Source organism: Microbacterium sp. X-17 (genome assembly GCF_039615055.1).
The window spans coordinates 133,775-151,669 of record NZ_JBDHNI010000002.1 but is presented as its reverse complement, the minus strand read 5'-3'; the positions used below and the strand labels follow the sequence as shown (position 1 = coordinate 151,669).

At 71.1% G+C, this 17,895-nt stretch carries 15 protein-coding genes; 13 read left to right on the top strand and 2 right to left on the bottom strand.

The features are described from left to right. Positions 1 to 22 precede the first annotated feature (22 nt). The 12 genes from ABCS02_RS09195 (at position 23) to ABCS02_RS09140 (ending at position 14,966) form a co-directional block, all read left to right on the top strand. On the top strand, positions 23 to 577 hold the full coding sequence (locus tag ABCS02_RS09195; protein ID WP_345835336.1) for a F0F1 ATP synthase subunit B: 555 nt from the start codon (positions 23 to 25) through the stop codon (positions 575 to 577). After that, the gene (locus ABCS02_RS09190) at positions 577 to 1,368 is read left to right on the top strand and encodes a F0F1 ATP synthase subunit delta (RefSeq protein ID WP_345835335.1); all 792 of its coding nucleotides are present in this window, start codon (positions 577 to 579) and stop codon (positions 1,366 to 1,368) included. The genes ABCS02_RS09195 and ABCS02_RS09190 overlap by 1 nt, the downstream gene beginning before the upstream one ends. A 54-nt stretch (positions 1,369 to 1,422) precedes the next feature. Next, positions 1,423 to 3,063: a F0F1 ATP synthase subunit alpha gene (gene atpA, locus ABCS02_RS09185; protein ID WP_345835334.1), complete on the top strand. Its 1,641-nt coding sequence runs from the start codon at positions 1,423 to 1,425 to the stop codon at positions 3,061 to 3,063. A gap of 24 nt (positions 3,064 to 3,087) precedes the next feature. Beyond that, a complete protein-coding gene (locus tag ABCS02_RS09180; RefSeq protein ID WP_345835333.1) occupies positions 3,088 to 3,984 on the top strand; it encodes a F0F1 ATP synthase subunit gamma in 897 nt (298 codons plus the stop codon). Between the two features lie 47 nt (positions 3,985 to 4,031). Beyond that, a complete protein-coding gene (atpD, locus tag ABCS02_RS09175; RefSeq protein ID WP_345835332.1) occupies positions 4,032 to 5,495 on the top strand; it encodes a F0F1 ATP synthase subunit beta in 1,464 nt (487 codons plus the stop codon). A 1-nt stretch (position 5,496) separates the two neighbouring features. After that, positions 5,497 to 5,757: a F0F1 ATP synthase subunit epsilon gene (locus tag ABCS02_RS09170; protein ID WP_345835331.1), complete on the top strand. Its 261-nt coding sequence runs from the start codon at positions 5,497 to 5,499 to the stop codon at positions 5,755 to 5,757. A gap of 10 nt (positions 5,758 to 5,767) precedes the next feature. Then, positions 5,768 to 6,520 (top strand): peroxide stress protein YaaA, encoded by a 753-nt coding sequence (locus ABCS02_RS09165; RefSeq protein ID WP_345835330.1) that lies wholly within the window; start codon positions 5,768 to 5,770, stop codon positions 6,518 to 6,520. Positions 6,521 to 6,623: 103 nt separating this feature from the next. Further along, the gene (locus tag ABCS02_RS09160) at positions 6,624 to 7,334 is read left to right on the top strand and encodes a large exoprotein (protein ID WP_345835329.1); all 711 of its coding nucleotides are present in this window, start codon (positions 6,624 to 6,626) and stop codon (positions 7,332 to 7,334) included. A 115-nt stretch (positions 7,335 to 7,449) separates the two neighbouring features. Beyond that, positions 7,450 to 9,183 (top strand): ABC transporter ATP-binding protein, encoded by a 1,734-nt coding sequence (locus ABCS02_RS09155; protein ID WP_345835328.1) that lies wholly within the window; start codon positions 7,450 to 7,452, stop codon positions 9,181 to 9,183. Continuing rightward, the gene (locus tag ABCS02_RS09150; protein ID WP_345835327.1) at positions 9,180 to 11,090 is read left to right on the top strand and encodes an ABC transporter ATP-binding protein; all 1,911 of its coding nucleotides are present in this window, start codon (positions 9,180 to 9,182) and stop codon (positions 11,088 to 11,090) included. Before ABCS02_RS09155 ends, ABCS02_RS09150 begins: the two co-directional genes overlap by 4 nt. A gap of 59 nt (positions 11,091 to 11,149) precedes the next feature. Beyond that, positions 11,150 to 11,938: a protein phosphatase 2C domain-containing protein gene (locus ABCS02_RS09145; protein WP_345835326.1), complete on the top strand. Its 789-nt coding sequence runs from the start codon at positions 11,150 to 11,152 to the stop codon at positions 11,936 to 11,938. A gap of 238 nt (positions 11,939 to 12,176) precedes the next feature. Continuing rightward, on the top strand, positions 12,177 to 14,966 hold the full coding sequence (locus tag ABCS02_RS09140; protein WP_345835325.1) for an FtsK/SpoIIIE domain-containing protein: 2,790 nt from the start codon (positions 12,177 to 12,179) through the stop codon (positions 14,964 to 14,966). Between the two features lie 4 nt (positions 14,967 to 14,970). On the opposite strand, the gene ABCS02_RS09135 is transcribed toward ABCS02_RS09140, so the two are convergent. Continuing rightward, positions 14,971 to 15,960: an asparaginase gene (locus ABCS02_RS09135; protein WP_345835324.1), complete on the bottom strand. Its 990-nt coding sequence runs from the start codon at positions 15,958 to 15,960 to the stop codon at positions 14,971 to 14,973. Positions 15,961 to 16,018: 58 nt separating this feature from the next. Next, complete coding sequence (locus tag ABCS02_RS09130; RefSeq protein ID WP_345836316.1) at positions 16,019 to 16,753, bottom strand: lysophospholipid acyltransferase family protein; 735 nt, start codon at positions 16,751 to 16,753, stop codon at positions 16,019 to 16,021. 187 nt (positions 16,754 to 16,940) lie between these two features. On the opposite strand from ABCS02_RS09130, the gene ABCS02_RS09125 reads away from it, so the two are divergent. Beyond that, positions 16,941 to 17,891 carry an FKBP-type peptidyl-prolyl cis-trans isomerase gene (locus tag ABCS02_RS09125; protein WP_345835323.1) on the top strand — a complete coding sequence of 317 codons (951 nt, stop codon included), beginning with the start codon at positions 16,941 to 16,943 and terminating at the stop codon, positions 17,889 to 17,891. The last annotated feature ends 4 nt before the right edge of the window (positions 17,892 to 17,895 follow it).

The window sequence follows — 17,895 nt, the reverse complement described above, 5'->3', positions numbered from 1 at the left end:
ACTTCGGTCCTAAGGAGGCAGGATGCTCCACGCTCTTGTCGCGTATGCCGCGGAGGGTGAGTCGGCTCCCAACCCGATCATCCCCAACGCGTACGACATCATCTGGTCGTCGGTGTGCTTCATCGTCATCCTGCTTCTGTTCTGGCTCTATGCCCTGCCGCGGATGAAGAAGCTCCTCGACGCGCGGTCCGCCGCGATCGAGGGCAACATCGCGAAGGCCGACGAGGCCCAGCGTCAGGCCGAGGCCGCCCTCGAGGAGTACACGGCGCAGCTCGCCGACGCTCGTCGCGAGGCCGGCGAGATCCGTGAGGCCGCCCGCGAGGACGGCAAGAAGATCGTGGCCGAGGCGAAGGACACCGCGACGGCCGAGGCCGCGCGCGTGACCGCCGCCGCGCAGACGCAGATCGAGGCCGAGCGCCAGTCCGCGCTCGTGTCGCTGCGCAGCGAGGTCGGCACGCTCGCGATCGACCTCGCCGGCGGTGTCATCGGCGAGTCGCTCTCCGACGACGCGAAGGCGCAGGCGGTCGTCGACCGCTTCCTCGCCGAGCTCGAGGCGTCCGAGAAGGCGTCGAAGTAATGGGAAGCGCGACCTCGCAAGCGCTCGCAGCGGCGACGACGGGCCTCGAGTCCGCCACGGGCATCGACCTCACGGTCGCCGGTGAGCTCTTCGCGGCCGCGCGTGCGCTCGACGGCTCCCCGCAGCTGAGCGGAGCGGTGGCCGACCCGGCCGCCGCTCAGGCCGCCCGGGCGAAGGTCGTGGCCGACGTGTTCGGCCGCGCGCTGGGTGCGACCACCGTGTCGCTGCTCACGACCGCGGTCCAGCAGCGCTGGTCGAGCGCGGCCGACCTCGTCGACGGCATCGAGGAGCTCGCGGTGCGGGCCGCCTCGATCGCGTCCCCCGACGACGACGTCGAGGGCGAGCTCTTCGAGTTCTCCCGCATCGTGGCCGCGAACCCCGACCTCGAGCTGGCGCTCGGCAGTCGGCTGGGCGAGGCCTCGGCCAAGGGGCAGCTCGTCGGCGCCCTGATCGAGGGTCGCGCGAGCGAGGCGACCACCCTGATCGTGTCCTCGCTCGTGCAGCAGCCGCGGGAGCGCCGCGTGCGTGCGCTCCTCGATCGCGCCATGGCGCTGGTCTCCGACCAGCGCGGGCGCAGCGTCGCGACGGTCTTCGTCGCCGCACCGCTGAGCGCCGCGCAGCAGACGCGCCTGACGGATGCCCTGTCCCGCAAGTACGGGACGAAGATCTCGCTCAACACGGTCGTGGACACCTCGGTCGTGGGCGGCGTGCGCGTGAAGGTGGCGGACGACCTCATCGACGCCAGCGTCTCGACGCGACTGGCAGACCTCCGGCAGTCCCTGGCCGGCTAGCGCCTCCGGGCGAAGACTTCGGGGCCCGCGCGCCCCACAACACGAAGGAAGACAATGGCAGAACTCTCCATCAGCCCCGACGTCATCCGCGACGCGCTGAAAGACTTCGTCGCGGCGTACGAGCCGACGTCGGCTGCTGCGAATGAGGTCGGCACGGTCGTCGACGCCGCTGACGGCATCGCCCACGTCGAGGGCCTGCCCGGAGTCATGGCGAACGAGCTCGTGACCTTCGCAGACGGGACCCTCGGCCTCGCCCAGAACCTGGACGAGCACGAGATCGGCGTGGTCATCCTCGGCGACTTCGCGGGAATCGAGGAGGGCCAGCAGGTCACCCGCACCGGCGAGGTCCTCTCGGTCGCCGTCGGCGACGGCTACCTCGGCCGCGTCGTCGACCCGCTCGGCAACCCGATCGACGGCCTCGGCGCGATCGCGACCGAGGGTCGTCGTGCCCTCGAGCTCCAGGCGCCGGGCGTCATGGCACGCAAGAGCGTGCACGAGCCGATGCAGACCGGCATCAAGGCGATCGACGCCATGATCCCGATCGGCCGCGGCCAGCGCCAGCTCATCATCGGTGACCGTCAGACCGGCAAGACCGCGATCGCGATCGACACGATCATCAACCAGAAGGCGAACTGGGAGTCCGGCGACCCGACGAAGCAGGTGCGCTGCATCTACGTCGCGATCGGCCAGAAGGGCTCGACGATCGCGTCGGTCAAGGGCGCGCTCGAGGACGCCGGGGCGATGGAGTACACGACGATCGTCGCGGCTCCGGCATCCGATCCCGCGGGCTTCAAGTACCTCGCCCCGTACACCGGCTCGGCGATCGGCCAGCACTGGATGTACGACGGCAAGCACGTCCTGATCATCTTCGACGACCTGTCGAAGCAGGCCGAGGCCTACCGCGCCGTGTCGCTCCTCCTCCGCCGCCCGCCGGGGCGCGAGGCCTACCCGGGCGACGTCTTCTACCTGCACTCGCGTCTCCTCGAGCGTTGCGCGAAGCTCTCCGACGAGCTGGGCGCCGGCTCCATGACGGGTCTGCCGATCATCGAGACGAAGGCCAACGACGTGTCGGCCTACATCCCGACGAACGTCATCTCGATCACGGACGGGCAGATCTTCCTGCAGTCCGACCTGTTCAACGCGAACCAGCGCCCCGCGGTCGACGTCGGCATCTCGGTGTCGCGCGTCGGCGGTGACGCTCAGGTCAAGTCGATCAAGAAGGTCTCCGGCACGCTGAAGCTCGAGCTGGCGCAGTACCGCTCGCTCGAGGCGTTCGCGATGTTCGCGTCCGACCTGGATGCCGCATCCCGTCGCCAGCTCTCGCGCGGTGCCCGCCTGACGGAGCTCCTCAAGCAGCCGCAGTACTCGCCGTACCCGGTGGAGGAGCAGGTCGTCTCGATCTGGGCCGGCACGAACGGCAAGCTCGATGACATCGAGGTGGAGGACGTGCTGCGCTTCGAGCGCGAGCTGCTCGACTACCTCCGCCGCAACACCGAGATCCTGACGACCCTGCGTGAGACGAACGTCCTCGATGACGACACCCTCGCAGCGCTGGAGAAGGCGACGGACAACTTCGTCCTCGAGTTCCAGGCGGGTCGCGGACAGGCGATCGACAACCCGGGTCGCGAGGAGTTCGCCGCGGCGGACGCCGAGGATGTCAACCAGGAGCAGATCGTCAAGGGCCGCCGGGGCTGACCCGGCCGAGTAGGACACCAGCTGATGGGCGCACAACTCAGGGTCTACAAGCAGAAGATCTCTTCTGCTCAGACCACCAAGAAGATCACGAAGGCGATGGAGCTCATCGCGGCTTCGCGCATCCAGAAGGCGATGGCGCGCGTGCGCGCGTCGTCGCCCTTCGCGCGGGCCGTGACGCGGGCCGTCTCGGCGGTGGCGACGCACTCGAACATCGACCACCCGCTCACGCGGGAGCCGGAGACGATCCGTCGCTCCGCCGTCGTGATCTTCTCCTCCGACCGCGGACTCGCGGGCGCGTTCAACTCGCAGATCCTGCGGGAGGCGCTGCAGCTCGCCGAGCTGCTGCGCGCGGAGGGTCGCGAGCCCGTGTTCTACCTCGTCGGCCGCAAGGCGGTCGGCTACTTCCAGTTCCGCAAGATGGACAGCGTCGAGCAGTGGACGGGTGACACCGACACGCCGCAGTTCCACACCGCGGAGCTGATCGCGGGCAGCCTCCTCGACGCGTTCCAGCGCGGCGGCGAGCAGGGCGGCGTGGACGAGATCCACCTCGTCTTCAACCGCTTCGTCAGCATGATGACGCAGGAGCCGGAGACCGTGCGTCTCCTGCCGCTCGAGCTCGTGGAGTCGGCGGATGCCGCGTCCGCGGCGGTCTATCCGCTGTACGAGTTCGAGCCGGACGCCGAGACGGTGCTCGACGCGCTCCTGCCGGTGTACATCCAGAGCCGCATCTTCAACGCGCTCCTGCAGTCGTCGGCGGCGAAGCACGCCGCGACGCAGAAGGCGATGAAGTCCGCGAGCGACAACGCCGACAAGCTGATCACCGACTACACCCGCCTGCGCAACAACGCCCGCCAGGCCGAGATCACCCAGCAGATCGCCGAGATCGTCGGCGGCGCCGACGCTCTCGCATCGGGCAAGTAAGAGCTTCAGGCGGCCCGCCGCCTGCTGACCAAAAGGATCATGAGACCATGAGCACCCCCACCATCGCCCCCGCGCCCGAGCCGCAGGCCCCCGAGGCCGTCGGTCGCATCGCGCGCGTGACCGGCCCCGTCGTCGACATCGAGTTCCCGCACGACGCGATCCCCGAGATCTACAACGCGCTGAAGACGACGATCACGATCGGCGGCGAGACGAGCGAGCTGACCCTCGAGGTCGCGCAGCACCTCGGCGACGACCTGGTCCGCGCGATCGCGCTGAAGCCGACGGACGGCCTCGTCCGCGGCGGCGAGGTCCGCGACACCGGCGGCCCCATCACGGTCCCGGTCGGCGACGTCACGAAGGGTCGCGTCTTCAACGTGACCGGTGAGGTGCTCAACGCGGAGCCCGGCGAGAAGATCGAGATCACCGAGCGCTGGGGCATCCACCGCAAGGCGCCCGGCTTCGACCAGCTCGAGTCGAAGACCACGATGTTCGAGACCGGCATCAAGGTCATCGACCTCCTCACCCCGTACGTGCAGGGCGGCAAGATCGGCCTGTTCGGCGGTGCGGGCGTCGGCAAGACGGTCCTCATCCAGGAGATGATCCAGCGCGTCGCGCAGGATCACGGCGGCGTCTCGGTGTTCGCCGGCGTCGGCGAGCGCACGCGTGAGGGCAACGACCTCATCCACGAGATGGAGGAGGCGGGCGTCTTCGACAAGACCGCCCTCGTGTTCGGCCAGATGGACGAGCCGCCGGGGACGCGTCTGCGCGTCGCCCTGTCGGCGCTCACGATGGCGGAGTACTTCCGCGACGTGCAGAAGCAGGACGTGCTGCTGTTCATCGACAACATCTTCCGCTTCACGCAGGCGGGGTCCGAGGTCTCGACGCTGCTCGGCCGCATGCCGTCCGCGGTGGGCTACCAGCCGAACCTCGCCGACGAGATGGGCGTGCTCCAGGAGCGCATCACCTCGACGCGCGGTCACTCGATCACCTCCCTCCAGGCGATCTACGTCCCCGCCGACGACTACACCGACCCGGCTCCGGCCACGACGTTCGCGCACCTCGACGCGACGACGGAGCTCAGCCGTGAGATCGCGTCGCGCGGTCTCTACCCGGCCGTGGACCCGCTCACCTCGACGAGCCGCATCCTCGACCCCCGGTACCTCGGCGCTGACCACTACCGCGTGGCGACGGCCGTCAAGCAGATCCTCCAGAAGAACAAGGAGCTGCAGGAGATCATCGCGATCCTCGGCGTCGACGAGCTCTCCGAAGAGGACAAGATCGTCGTCTCGCGCGCGCGCCGCATCCAGCAGTTCCTCTCGCAGAACACCTACATGGCGAAGAAGTTCACGGGTGTCGAGGGCTCGACCGTGCCGATCAAGGAGACGATCGAGTCGTTCGACGCGATCGTGAAGGGCGAGTTCGACCACGTTGCCGAGCAGGCGTTCTTCAACGTCGGCGGCATCTCGGACGTCGAGGCCAAGTGGGCGCAGATCCAGAAGGAGAACGGCTGACATGCCGCTCAAGGTGAGCCTGGTCTCCGCGGACGCGGAGATCTGGACGGGGGAGGCGACCCTCGTGGTCGCCAAGACCGTCGAGGGCGAGATCGGCTTCATGGCCGGTCACGAGCCGGTGCTCGCGATCCTCGCCGAGGGCCAGGTCCGTATCACGGGCACCGACGGCACCAAGGTGCTCGCGAACGCGCAGGACGGCTTCCTCTCCATGGAGAGGGACGAGCTGACGATCGTGGCAGGAAACGCCGCCCTCATCGGCTGACGCCGTCGGGATGCTGGTCCTCCTTCCCCCGTCGGAGACGAAGCGGCCGGGCGGGCGGCGCACGCCGCTCGACCTCGACCGCCTTGCCTTGCCCGGCCTCCGTGGCGTCCGGGAACGCGTGGTCGACGCGCTCGTGGCGCTGAGCGCCGATCCGGAGACCGCCTCGCGGGTGCTCCGCCTGGGGCCGACGCAGGTCGACGAGGTCGCCGTCAACGCGGCGCTCGCGACGGCGCCCACGCTGCCCGCGATCGATCGCTACACGGGCGTCCTGTTCGACGCGCTGGAGCCCGGCACCCTGCCGGCGCCCGAGCGGCGCTGGCTCGGACAGCACGTGCTCATCCACTCCGCCCCCTTCGGGCCGATCGGGGCGCTCGATCCGATCCCCGCGTACCGGCTGACGGCCGGGGTCGCCGTGCCGGGCCTCCCGCCGCTGCGGCGGCTGTGGGCGGATGCCGTCACCGCGGCGATCGAGGGGGAGTCGCGCGGTTTCGTCCTCGACCTCCGCTCCGAGGCCTATGTCGCGCTCGGCCCGGTGCCGGCTACGCGGCGTTCGGCGTACGTCCGTGTCGTCGCGGCGGGGCCGGACGGCGAGGTGCGTGCGCTGAACCATTTCAACAAGCACGCGAAGGGTGAGCTCGTGCGCGCGCTGGCTGAGGGCCGCCCGCGGATCCGGGCCGTCGACGACCTCGTGGACTGGGCTCGCGGCCGTGGAATCACGCTGGACGGCAGCGGACCCGGCATCGTGACACTCCGCGTCGCCTAGCCTGGGAGAACGCTGTCAAAAGCGGCGTGCAGTCGCTAGCATGGTGCTCGCTGGCGCCGTACGAGGCGTTGGATGCCCCGGTCCCTATCTGTCAGGAATGGACATGAACGACATCACGTACTACGACGGTGGAGGCGCGGCCGCAGCGGCGATCGTCGCGCTCGTACTCTTTCTCATCTTCATCCCGATCATCATCGTGGGATACGTCCTCGGCTCGCTCTTCTACATGAAGATCTTCGAAAAGGCCGGTGTGCAGGGCAAGTGGCGGGCGTGGGTGCCCGTGTACAACACGATGATCTTCGCCAAGCTCGGCGACCTGAACCCCTGGTGGCTGCTGATCCTCTGGGGCGCATACGCGGTCTTTTCGTGGGTGCCCGTCCTCAACTGGATCCTCGGCATCGCGGCGTTCGTCTACACGCTGCTGGCCGCCTGGCGCGTCGGCCTCAAGCTGCAGAAGGAAGCCGTCTGGCTCATCCTCTACTTCTTCCTCTCAATCGTCTGGCTCGGCATCGCGGCCTACGACCGTTCGCGCTGGAACACGGTCGTCCCGGCGGCGCCGTGGGCGAACAGCTTCCTCCGCGACTCGACGGTCTGGGCGGGCATCCCCGTGCAGACGCCCGCGGGCGGCTACCCGGCCAACCCGGTGACGCAGCCCGGCTACGTGGCCCCGCCCGCCGGTGGCCCGACGCCTCCTCCTCCCGCCGGCCCGACGCCGCCGCCCGCTGGTGGCGCGACCCCGCCGCCGCCCGCCCCGCCGGCTCCGCCCGCGCCCCCGGCCCCGCCGGCCGACGGCCAGACGCCGCCGCAGGTCTGAATCAGCCACGAAGCCCCCGTCCTCACCGCGAGGACGGGGGCTTCGTCGTGCATGGTTCGCTGAGAGCGGAGCCCGCGTACTGGGCAGTGTCCGGGGACCGGCGTAACTTCAAGGGGTGCTCGGCAGACTTCTCGTGCGGTACCTCCAGCCGGGGTGGCCGCTCCTCATCGCCGTCGTCGTGTTCCAGCTCGCGCAGTCGATCGCTGCCCTGACACTGCCCTCGCTCAACGCGGACATCATCGACAACGGCGTCATCACGGGGGACATCGGTTACATCTGGGCGATGGGGGGCGTCATGCTCGCCGTCAGCCTCGTGCAGATCGTGTGCTCGGTCGTGGCGGTGTATTTCGGCTCGCGACTCGCGATGGGGATGGGCCGCGACCTCCGGGGGGACATCTTCCGGCGCATCGTGGCGTTCTCGCAGCGCGAGGTCGGAGAGTTCGGCGCACCCTCGCTCATCACCCGCAACACGAACGACGTGCAGCAGGTGCAGATGCTCGTGCAGGTGTCCGCGACGCTCATGCTCGCGGCCCCGCTTCTCGCGATCGGCGGCGTCGTCATGGCGATCCGCGAAGATGTCGGGCTGTCCTGGCTCATGGCGGTGTCGGTGCCGCTGCTCCTGGTCCTCGTGGGGCTGATCGTCTCCCGGATGGTGCCGGCGTTCGCATCGATGCAGCGCAAGATCGATCGCGTGAACCAGGTGCTGCGCGAGCAGCTCACCGGCATTCGCGTCATCCGCGCGTTCGTGCGCGAGCGGGAGGAGCGCCGCCGTCTCGCCTCCGCGAGCGACGAGCTCCGCGGCACCGCGACGCTCGCGGGCGCCTACCTCGCGCTCATGTTCCCCGTCGTCATGCTCGTGCTGAACGTCTCGAGTGTCGCCGTCATCTGGTTCGGGGCGTTCCAGGTGCAGAACGCGGGCGTGCAGATCGGCACGCTCATCGCGTTCCTCAGCTACCTGATGCAGATCCTGATGGGCGTCATGATGGCGACCTTCATGTTCGTCATGATCCCGCGCGCCGCCGTCTGCGCGCAGCGGATCGGCGAGGTGCTGGGCACCGAACCCACGGTTGCCGCTCCCGCGGATCCGGTCATGGCCCCGCTGCCCAAGGGTCGGGTGGTCTTCGATCACGTCGACTTCACCTTCCCGGGGGCGGGGGAGGCGGTGCTCCACGACCTCTCCTTCGTCGTGGAGCCGGGCACGACCACCGCGATCATCGGCTCGACCGGCGCGGGGAAATCGACGCTCGTGGGTCTCGTGGCGCGCCTGTTCGACGTGACGGCCGGATCGGTCTCGGTCGACGGGGTCGACGTGCGTGACTACGACCCGGACGACCTGTGGGCGCGGATCGGCCTCGTGCCGCAGCGCGCGTTCCTCTTCGCCGGATCCGTGGCGTCGAACCTGCGTTACGGCAACCCTGCGGCATCCGACCACGAGCTCTGGCACGCCCTTGAGATCGCGCAGGGCGCCGACTTCGTGGCCGCGATGCCCGACGGTCTGTCGGGCGCGATCGCGCAGGGCGGCACGAACGTGTCGGGCGGCCAGCGGCAGCGGCTCGCGATCGCCCGCGCGCTCGTGAAGAACCCGCCGCTCTACGTCTTCGACGACTCCTTCTCCGCGCTGGACCTGCGGACGGATGCCGCCCTGCGGCACGCGCTGGACGCCATGCGGCCGCGTGCGACGCGGATCGTGGTGGCCCAGCGGGTCTCGACGATCCAGCACGCGGATCAGATCCTCGTCCTCGACCACGGCCGGATCGTCGCGGTCGGGCGGCACGACGATCTCGTCGAGACGAGCTCGACGTACCGCGAGATCGTGGAGTCGCAGCTGTCCGCGCAGGAGGCGGCGTGAGCGGGCCGGGCCGCCCGGGCGGCGGTCCGTTCGGTCGGGGCCTGGCGGGGCCTCCGGGGCAGAAGGCGCGCACCTTCGGCCCGAGCGCGCGGCGGCTGCTCGCCACCCTGGCGCCCTGGCGCGCGGCGCTCATCGTCGTCGTCATGCTGGGCGCGATCAGTGTCGGGCTCTCGGTCCTCGGCCCCGCGCTCCTCGGCGAGGGGACGAACATCGTGTTCGCCGGCTTCACCTCGATGCAGACGCCGGGCGGTGCGGGCATCGACTTCGCCGCCCTCGGCCGGGTCCTTGCGATGGTGCTCGCGGTCTACTTCTTCGCGAGCGTCTTCTCGTGGGTGCAGGGCCTCATCCTCAACGTCGTCGTGCAGCGCGCGATGCACCGGCTGCGGCTGCAGGTGGAGGACAAGATCCATCGTCTTCCGCTCTCGTACTTCGACCGCGTGCAGCGCGGCGAGCTGCTGAGCCGTGTGACGAACGACGTCGACAACATCGGGCAGACGATGCAGCAGACGCTGTCGCAGGTCGTCGTCTCGCTGCTCACCGTCGTCGGTGTCCTCGTCATGATGTTCGTGATCTCGCCGGTGCTCGCGGTGATCGCACTCGTGACGGTTCCGCTGACCCTCGGCATCACGGTCGTCGTCGCGCGTCGTTCGCAACGGCTGTTCGTCGCGCAATGGCGGGCGACCGGCATCCTCAACGCTCGCGTCGAGGAGACCTTCTCCGGGCACTCGGTCGTGAAGACCTTCGGGCATCAGCGGGAGGCGGAGCGCGAGTTCGCCGCCGAGAACGACCAGGTCTATCGCGCGAGCTTCGGCGCCCAGTTCGTCTCCGGCCTGATCATGCCGTCGATGATGTTCATCGGGAACCTGGTCTACGTCGCGATCGCGGTCGTCGGCGGCATCCAGGTCGCGTCCGGGCTCCTCTCGATCGGCGGCGTGCAGGCGTTCATCCAGTACTCGCGGCAGTTCACGCAGCCGCTCAGCCAGCTCGGGTCGATGGCGAACCTCCTCCAGTCCGGGGTCGCGAGCGCGGAGCGCGTCTTCGAGCTCCTCGACGAGGACGAGCAGACGCCGGATGCCGACCCCGCGCGCACCGTGCCACCGGAGGCGAGCGCGCTGGCGTTCGAGGATGTCGCGTTCCGCTATCTGCCCGAATCGCCGCTCATCGACGGGCTGAGCCTCGATGCGCGACCGGGCAGCACCGTCGCGATCGTCGGCCCGACCGGCGCGGGGAAGACGACGCTCGTGAACCTCGTCATGCGGTTCTACGACGTGGACGCCGGCCGGATCACGCTCGACGGCCTCGACACGCGCGAGATGACGCGCGATGACCTGCGCGCTCGCACGGGCATGGTCTTGCAGGACACGTGGCTCTTCTCGGGCACGATCCGCGACAACATCCGCTACGGGCGGCCGGATGCCACGGAGGGGGAGGTCGTGGCGGCGGCGACGGCCGCGTATGTCGACCGCTTCGTGCACGCGCTGCCGGACGGTTACGACACGATCCTCGATGACGAGGCGGGCAACCTCAGCGTGGGGGAGCGCCAGCTCATCACGATCGCCCGGGCGTTCCTCGCCGATCCGCGCATCCTCATCCTGGATGAGGCGACGAGCTCGGTCGACACCCGCACCGAGCTGCTGATCCAGCGCGCGATGGCGCGGCTGCGAGCCGATCGTACGTCGTTCGTGATCGCGCACCGTCTGTCCACGATCCGCGACGCCGACGTCATCCTGGTCATGGAGAACGGATCGATCGTCGAGCAGGGGAGGCACGACGCGCTGATCGCGGCGCGGGGCGCGTACTGGCGTCTGTACAACGCGCAGTTCGAAGCTGCGCCGGATGAGGACGCGGAAGCCCCGCCGCCGGGCGCGGCGCCGATTCAGGGCCCGCGCGCGTCCACTACGATGTGAAGACCGTGGCCCGACGTGGCCCATCGGGGATCAGCCGGTTCGACGCGGAAGGACGAGGCGTGTCCGAAGTAGTCACACGCTCCCGCATCGTCGATGCCGGCGACGGCCGCATCGAGCTCGCATGGGCGGAGGCGACCGACACCGGTCGCCGCCGCGACATCAATCAGGACGCGGTGCTGGCATCCTTCCCGCTCTACGTGGTCGCGGACGGGATGGGCGGCCACATCGGCGGCGAGATCGCCAGCGCGAGCACTGTCGAGCGCCTCACCGCGGTCGTCGATCACGGCGCCGTGTCGCCGAAGACGATCGAGAAGGCCCTCGCGCGGGCCGTGAAGGACATCGCCGCGCATCCGGAGACGACCGACGACGGCACGGGCACGACGGTGACGGGCCTCTTCCTCGACTCGACCGGGCCCGAGCCGCACTGGGTCACGCTCAACATCGGCGACTCGCGCGTCTATCTCCTCCGCGACGACACGCTCGTGCAGATCACGACCGACCACTCCGTCGTGCAAGAGCTCGTCGCGGCCGGGCGCCTCAGCCCGGAGGAGGCCGAGAACCACCCGTATGGGAACGTCATCACGCGCGCGGTCGGCCCGAGCGACAGCGTCCGCCCCGACTACGTGCGGCTCGACGTCCTGGACGGCGACCGGTTCGTCGTGTGCTCGGACGGGCTGACGAAGGAGCTGACCGACTTCGGCATCCGCCACTTCCTGCGCGAGTGCCCCGATCCGGCGGATGCCGTGACCGCGATGCTGGATGCCGCGCTCGAGAATGGCGGGCGCGACAACATCACGATCATCGTGCTCAACGTCCGCCGGCCCGACGCTCCCGCCGACGCCGAGTAGCGGCTTCGTCGAGTGGCCCCGGCGCGCGAGTGGCCGCGCGCGAGCGGCCACGTCGCCGAGTAGCCCCCGCGCGAGATCAGGTGATCTCGCCGATTCAGGACGTTTGAGCGCGGATTCCTCCTGAATACGCGGATTCACCTGATTTCGCTGGCTCTCCCCAGCCGCCGCGGCCGCCGGTTCCTGCACAGATTCGTGCGGGCGGTGCTCGGCCTCCGCGTACGAGGCGTGGAATGGGGTGATGTCCTCCTCCCCGCCGCCCGTTGCGATGCCGCCCGCAGCCCCGCCGCGCCCGCGTGCGACGCTCCCGCTCTACGCCGCCCTCGCCCCGATCGCGGGCGGCATCGTGCTCTGGGTGGTGACCGGCTCCGCGATCTCGTTGTGGCTCGCGGGTCTCGCCCCGCTCATGATCGCCGCGTCGGCGCTCGACGGCCGTCGAGCGGCCCGCCGCGACGGCCGGCGTGCGGATGCCGAGCGAGCGGCTGCGCGATCCCGCGCCGCGGACGAGATCGCGCGTCAGCACGCGATCGAGCGTGGGCGGCTGCGTGTCCGGCACCCGGATGTCGCCGGCTATCTCGCGCCGGATGCGCCGGTGTGGCGGGCGGAGGCGGCCGGCGACCCCCTGGTCATCGGACAGGGATCGCGACCGAGCGCGGTACGGGTCACGGGCGGCGACGGTGACGAGGAGGCGGTCCGCGTCCGCCAGCGCGCGGGCATCCTCGAGGAGGCGCCCGTCCTCGCCTCGGCGGGGGACGGGATCGCGGTCGTGGGTCCCGCGGGTGTCGCGCGGGCCGTGGTGCGCGCGCTCGCGCTGCAGCTCTGCCTCGCGCTGCCTCCGGATACCCTCCGGGTCGACGCGAGCGCGACCACGGAGCATCCGTGGCTGGCGGACCTTCCGCATGCGCGGCGCCACGGAGCCCGCACGCTCGCACTCGTGGATCCGGGCCATCCCGTCCCCGGCGACGCCGATGCGGTGATCGCCCGGGTCGAGGCCGCCACGCCGTCGCCCCCGGGATGTCGAACGGTGCTAACGCTCGTCTCCCCAACGGAGGCAGAGGTCCTGCTCGAGGGCGAGGTCCGGCGCATCCGTGTCGAAGCCGTGGGAGCGGCGCAGGCGCGTGACGTCGCCGCGCGACTCGCGACGCGGGAGATCGCGGTGGGCGACGCCTCCGGGCGCGACGCGACGATCGCGCTCGCCCCGCTGGTCGCCGGCGCGCCGCCGGCCGCGACGGGCGGGCTGCCGGCGGTCGTCGGACTCGCGGGGCCGCAGCCGGTCGTGCTCGATCTGGTCCGCGACGGGCCCCATGCCGTCGTGGTGGGCATGACTGGCGCCGGGAAGAGCGAGCTCCTCGTCACCTGGATCCTCGCGCTGTGCGCGACCCACACCCCGGCCGAGGTCGTCTTCCTCCTCGCCGACTTCAAGGGAGGCACCGCGTTCCAGCCCCTCGCCGACCTCCCGCACGTGACGGGTGTGCTCACCGACCTCGATGCGGACGGTGCGCACCGCGCGATCGAGAGCCTTCGTGCCGAGCTCCGCGTCCGAGAGGCCGCGCTCGCGGACGCAGGCGCGCGCGACGTCTCGGACCCGGGTGTGCGGCTACCCCGGCTGGTGATCGTCGTCGACGAGTTCGCCGCCCTGGCCACGCAGCATCCCGAGCTCCTCGGCGTGTTCACAGACATCGCCGCGCGCGGCCGGGCGCTCGGTCTGCACCTCGTGCTCGGCACCCAGCGCGCCGTCGGCGTGCTCCGCGACGCGCTGCTCGCGAACTGCCCGTTGCGGATCTGCCTCCGGGTGACCGACGCCGCCGACAGCCGGACGGTGGTCGGGACGGATGCCGCAGCCGAGCTTCCCGGCGACGCCCGCGGCTGGGCGCTCATCCGTCGGTCGGTCGACGTGCGTGCGCAGCGGGTCCGGATCGCCCGGTCCGAACAGGGCGATCTCGAACGGGCGCTGCGGCGCGGTGCCCACCTGCCGCCGGTCCGTCGCCCGTGGATCCCTCCGCTGCCGGTCCGGATCACGCTCGCCGAGGTCCGGGTCGCCGCGGGCCTGGGCGAGATCGTGCTGGGCCTCGCCGACGAGCCCGAACATCAGCGACACGCGCCCGTCCTGCTGCGGCGCGGCGAGCGCGGTCTCCTCCTGGTCGGTTCCGCGGGCTCGGGGAAGTCGACGGCGCTGGCGCTCGTCGCGGCCCAGACGACGGGATCGGTGCACGTGGTGGGCCCCGACCTCGAGCAGGCCTGGGATGAGGTCGACGCTCTCGCGGATCGATCGCCCGGTCCCGACGACGTCGTGCTGGTGGATGACGTCGACGGAATCCTCACCCGCTATCCGGGCGAGTACGCGCACGCGTTCCTGGAGCGACTCGAGCTCGTCGTCCGGGCAGCCGGCGGCTCGGGCGGCTGCCGGGTCGTGCTGTCCGCGCAGCGCTGGGGCGGGGCGGCGTCCAGGCTCGCCGACCTTCTGCCGCGTCGGGCGCTTCTCGCGATGGCCACACGTGCCGACTACCTGACCGCCGGCGGCGATCCGTCTCTCCGGCCGACGGGCGGTCCGGGTCGTGCGGTGATGGATGGCCGGGTCGTGCAGTTCGCGGTGGCCGGGGGCGAGACCGGCGCCGGAGCCGCGCCGGGTATCACGACGACGGCGTGGGATGCCGCGTCCGGCGTCGTCGGGATGGTCCTGCGGCCGGGCGCGGTGACTCACGCCCGGGTCGACGCGCTCGCGCGGACCGGCGTCCGGGTCGTGCGCGTCGAGGAGGCGCGGGAGCTCCGCGCCGAGCTGCGGGACGGATCAGGGCCGAGGGCGGCGCTCGCCGTCGTCGGCGGCCCGGAGGAGTGGCAGCGGGAGTGGGGCGTGCTCGCGACCGTCCGGGAACGGCACGACCTCGTGATCGACGCGGGATGCGCGGGGGAGTACCGCCTGGTCAGCGGCGACCGCGGGCTCCCGCCGTACTGCGCGCCGTCGGCATCCCGGGGCTGGCTCCTGCGTCGCGGCGCGATGCCGGTCCGCACGACGCTGCCGGCCGTCGCATGAGCCGTCAGACGACCGCGCGGACCGACCCGACGGATCCGTCGCCGCCGGTCACCGACAGGCGGAGGTGGGTGAGCGTCTCCGCGACGTCGCCCGCCGCGAGAGCGCCGGCGCGCTCGAGGAGGCGCAGCGCCACGACGGCCGTCGCGCGCGAGCTCCCGTCGAGCATCTTCAACGCGACCGTGGCTCCGTTCGGCGCGACCATGAGCGCGACGCCCTCCGCACCCTGCTTCGAGAACACCCCGAGGCGCTCGACCACGACCGTGTCCGGGCGGCCGGGTCCGGCGATCGCCCACGCGTTCTGCCGCACGGCGTCCACGAGCGCGGCCGCGTTGCGGTGCAGGGCGAACGGCGACCGCTCGGAGGACGTCCCGATCCGGTGGGCGGCGCGCGCGAGACCCCCCAGCGAGACGGCGGGGGCGGGTGCTCCGCAGCCGTCGACCGCGGTCACGGCGACCCGGTCGCCGGTCAGCCGCTCGACGAGCTCGCGGATGTGCACCTGGAGCGGGTGGTCCGGCGCGAGGTATCCCTCGACGTCCCAGCCGTTGACCGTGCACGCGAGCAGCATCGCGGCGTGCTTGCCCGAGCAGGCCATCCGCAGGCGGGCGGGCTCGCCGTGCTCCCGCACGAGCGCGTCGCGACTCGCGACGTCGGACGGCCAGGCCGGCGGGCACGCGAGGTGCTGCTCGGTGAGGCGCGCGCTGTCGAGGATGTCGCGGACGACGGCGACATGGCGGTCCGTGCCGCTGTGGCTCCCGGTCGCGACCGCGAGCCGCTCGCCCTCCAGCCAGGCACCCGCGCTCACGCACGCGAGGGCCTGCAGCGGCTTGAGCGCGGACCGGGGGAGTACGAGCGCGGCCGTGTTGCCGTGCTCGGCCGCCACGACGCCGTCCGGATCGAGCACGACGGCGATTCCGGCGTGCCGTGACTCGACGAAGCCGCTGCGCTCCACGACCGCCAGTTCGACGGCATCGCTGACGCTCACGGTTCCCGGCACGGCTGTCAGCCTAGCCACCCCGCCGGGGCTCGTTCCGACGCGCCCGCCGATCAGATCGTCAGCGGCGCTCGTGCGGGAGCGCCTGACGGATGCGCTCGATCGTGCCGTGCGCCGGCGGCTCGTTGTACTCGCCGGCCAGTTCCTGCCCGGACAGGGCGTGGATCGCGGCCATGATCTCGTCCGTCGCCACACGGCGCGCGCGGCCCGACGTGGCGGGCCCGTGGTGTGCGAGGTCGAGCGGCTCACCGAAGCGCACCGAGATGCGCGGCCGGAGCTTGGGGAAGCGATTGCCGACGGGCATCGCCTCGTTCGTGCCGACCAGCCCCACCGGGACGACGAGCGCGCCGGTCTGCAGGGCGAGGAACGCGACGCCGGTGCGGCCCTTGTAGAGGCGGCCGTCGAGCGACCGCGTCCCCTCGGGGTACAGTGCAACGGCCTTCCCGGCCTCGAGCTGCCGCTTCTGCTGGTCGAGGGCCGCGAGCGCGGCCTGCCCCGCACCGCGCTCCACGGGGCTCGCGCCGAGCGCCGTGAAGAACTCGCGGCTGATCCATCCGCCGATCCCGTGCCCGTCGAAGTAGCTCGACTTCGCGAGGAAGTAGACCGTCCGCGGAGCGGCGAGCGGGATCGCGAACGAGTCGATGAACGACAGGTGATTGCTCGCGAAGATGACCGGACCCTTGCGGGGAACGTGCGCGGTCCCCTCGATGTGCGGACGGTAGATGGCACGTGCGAGCGGCGCCACGACGTAGCGGCCGAGGAAGTACGTCAGCCCGGCCTGGGCGACCGGCTTCACCGGGGCGGACGCCTCGGGCGTCTCCTCTGCCGGCTCGTCGGGAACGGGCGTGTCGGCAGTGCTCACTCGATGAAGGGTACTCCGTGCGTATTCCGCGGACTGCATCCGTCCCGTTCCGTTCACAGCGCTGTCAGAACAACCTGCGCCATGATGGGTTCATCCCTATGGCTACCGAATGAGGTCACTCGTGCGCGTTCGCTCGCTCGCCGTCCTGTCCATCGCCGCGGTCGCGGCCCTGTTGCTGGCCGGTTGTTCCGCGGCCGGCGCACCCGCGGCATCCCCGTCGGCGTCGGGCGATCTGTGCGCCGCAGCGGCGGCGCCCGGCACGGCGTCCGACGCGGTGACCACGTCGGGCGACATCGGCACGGCGCCCACGGTGACCTTCACGGCGCCGCTCGCCGTCACCGCCGTGCAGCGCACGGTCGACGTGGTCGGCACGGGCCCCGCGATCAAGGCCGGCGACTACGTGCAGTACGGCCTCACCCAGGTCGCGGCCGACACCGGCACGGTCGCGGGCTCCGTTGGCTACGGCAACGCGCCGATCGAGCCGGTCCAGGTCGCCGTCGGCAGCGGCATCGACCAGGCGTTCGGCTGCGCGACCGTGGGGTCGCGCATCGTCGTGACCCAGCCCGGCGCGCAGTCCAACCCGCCCCGGGTCCTCGTGATCGATGTGCTCGGCATCACGACCGGCGACTCCTGGTGCGCCCCGGCCGACACCACGGTGCCGTTCCCGTCGGTCGCGTTCGACGCGAGCGGCGCTCCGACGATCACGATCCCCGCGAACACGACGCCGCCGACCGCGGTCGCGCTGGAGACGCTCACGCCCGGAAACGGAGACGTCGTGCAGCCCGGCGACAACGTCACGGTCAACTACACCGGCGTGAAGTGGTCGGACGGATCCGTCTTCGACTCCAGCTGGGCGAAGGGTGACCCGGCGACATTCCCGACTTCCGGCGTCATCGCGGGCTTCCGGCGCGCTCTGGAGGGCCAGAAGGTCGGCTCGACCGAGCTCGTCGTCATCCCGCCGGTGTGCGGCTATGGCCCGGCCGGGCAGTCGGGCAACACCAGCCCGCTCGCGGGGGAGACGCTCGTGTTCGTCGTCAACATCATCTCGACGGCGCCCAACACCCAGCAGTGACACG

Excerpts from the sequence above, each read along its gene's own strand:
- ABCS02_RS09195 (WP_345835336.1), top strand. The coding sequence starts at position 23 with ATGCTCCACGCTCTTGTCGCGTATGCCGCGGAGGGTGAGTCGGCTCCC.
- ABCS02_RS09190 (WP_345835335.1), top strand. The coding sequence starts at position 577 with ATGGGAAGCGCGACCTCGCAAGCGCTCGCAGCGGCGACGACGGGCCTC.
- atpA (WP_345835334.1), top strand. The coding sequence starts at position 1,423 with ATGGCAGAACTCTCCATCAGCCCCGACGTCATCCGCGACGCGCTGAAA.
- ABCS02_RS09180 (WP_345835333.1), top strand. The coding sequence starts at position 3,088 with ATGGGCGCACAACTCAGGGTCTACAAGCAGAAGATCTCTTCTGCTCAG.
- atpD (WP_345835332.1), top strand. The coding sequence starts at position 4,032 with ATGAGCACCCCCACCATCGCCCCCGCGCCCGAGCCGCAGGCCCCCGAG.
- ABCS02_RS09170 (WP_345835331.1), top strand. The coding sequence starts at position 5,497 with ATGCCGCTCAAGGTGAGCCTGGTCTCCGCGGACGCGGAGATCTGGACG.
- ABCS02_RS09165 (WP_345835330.1), top strand. The coding sequence starts at position 5,768 with ATGCTGGTCCTCCTTCCCCCGTCGGAGACGAAGCGGCCGGGCGGGCGG.
- ABCS02_RS09160 (WP_345835329.1), top strand. The coding sequence starts at position 6,624 with ATGAACGACATCACGTACTACGACGGTGGAGGCGCGGCCGCAGCGGCG.
- ABCS02_RS09140 (WP_345835325.1), top strand. The coding sequence starts at position 12,177 with ATGTCCTCCTCCCCGCCGCCCGTTGCGATGCCGCCCGCAGCCCCGCCG.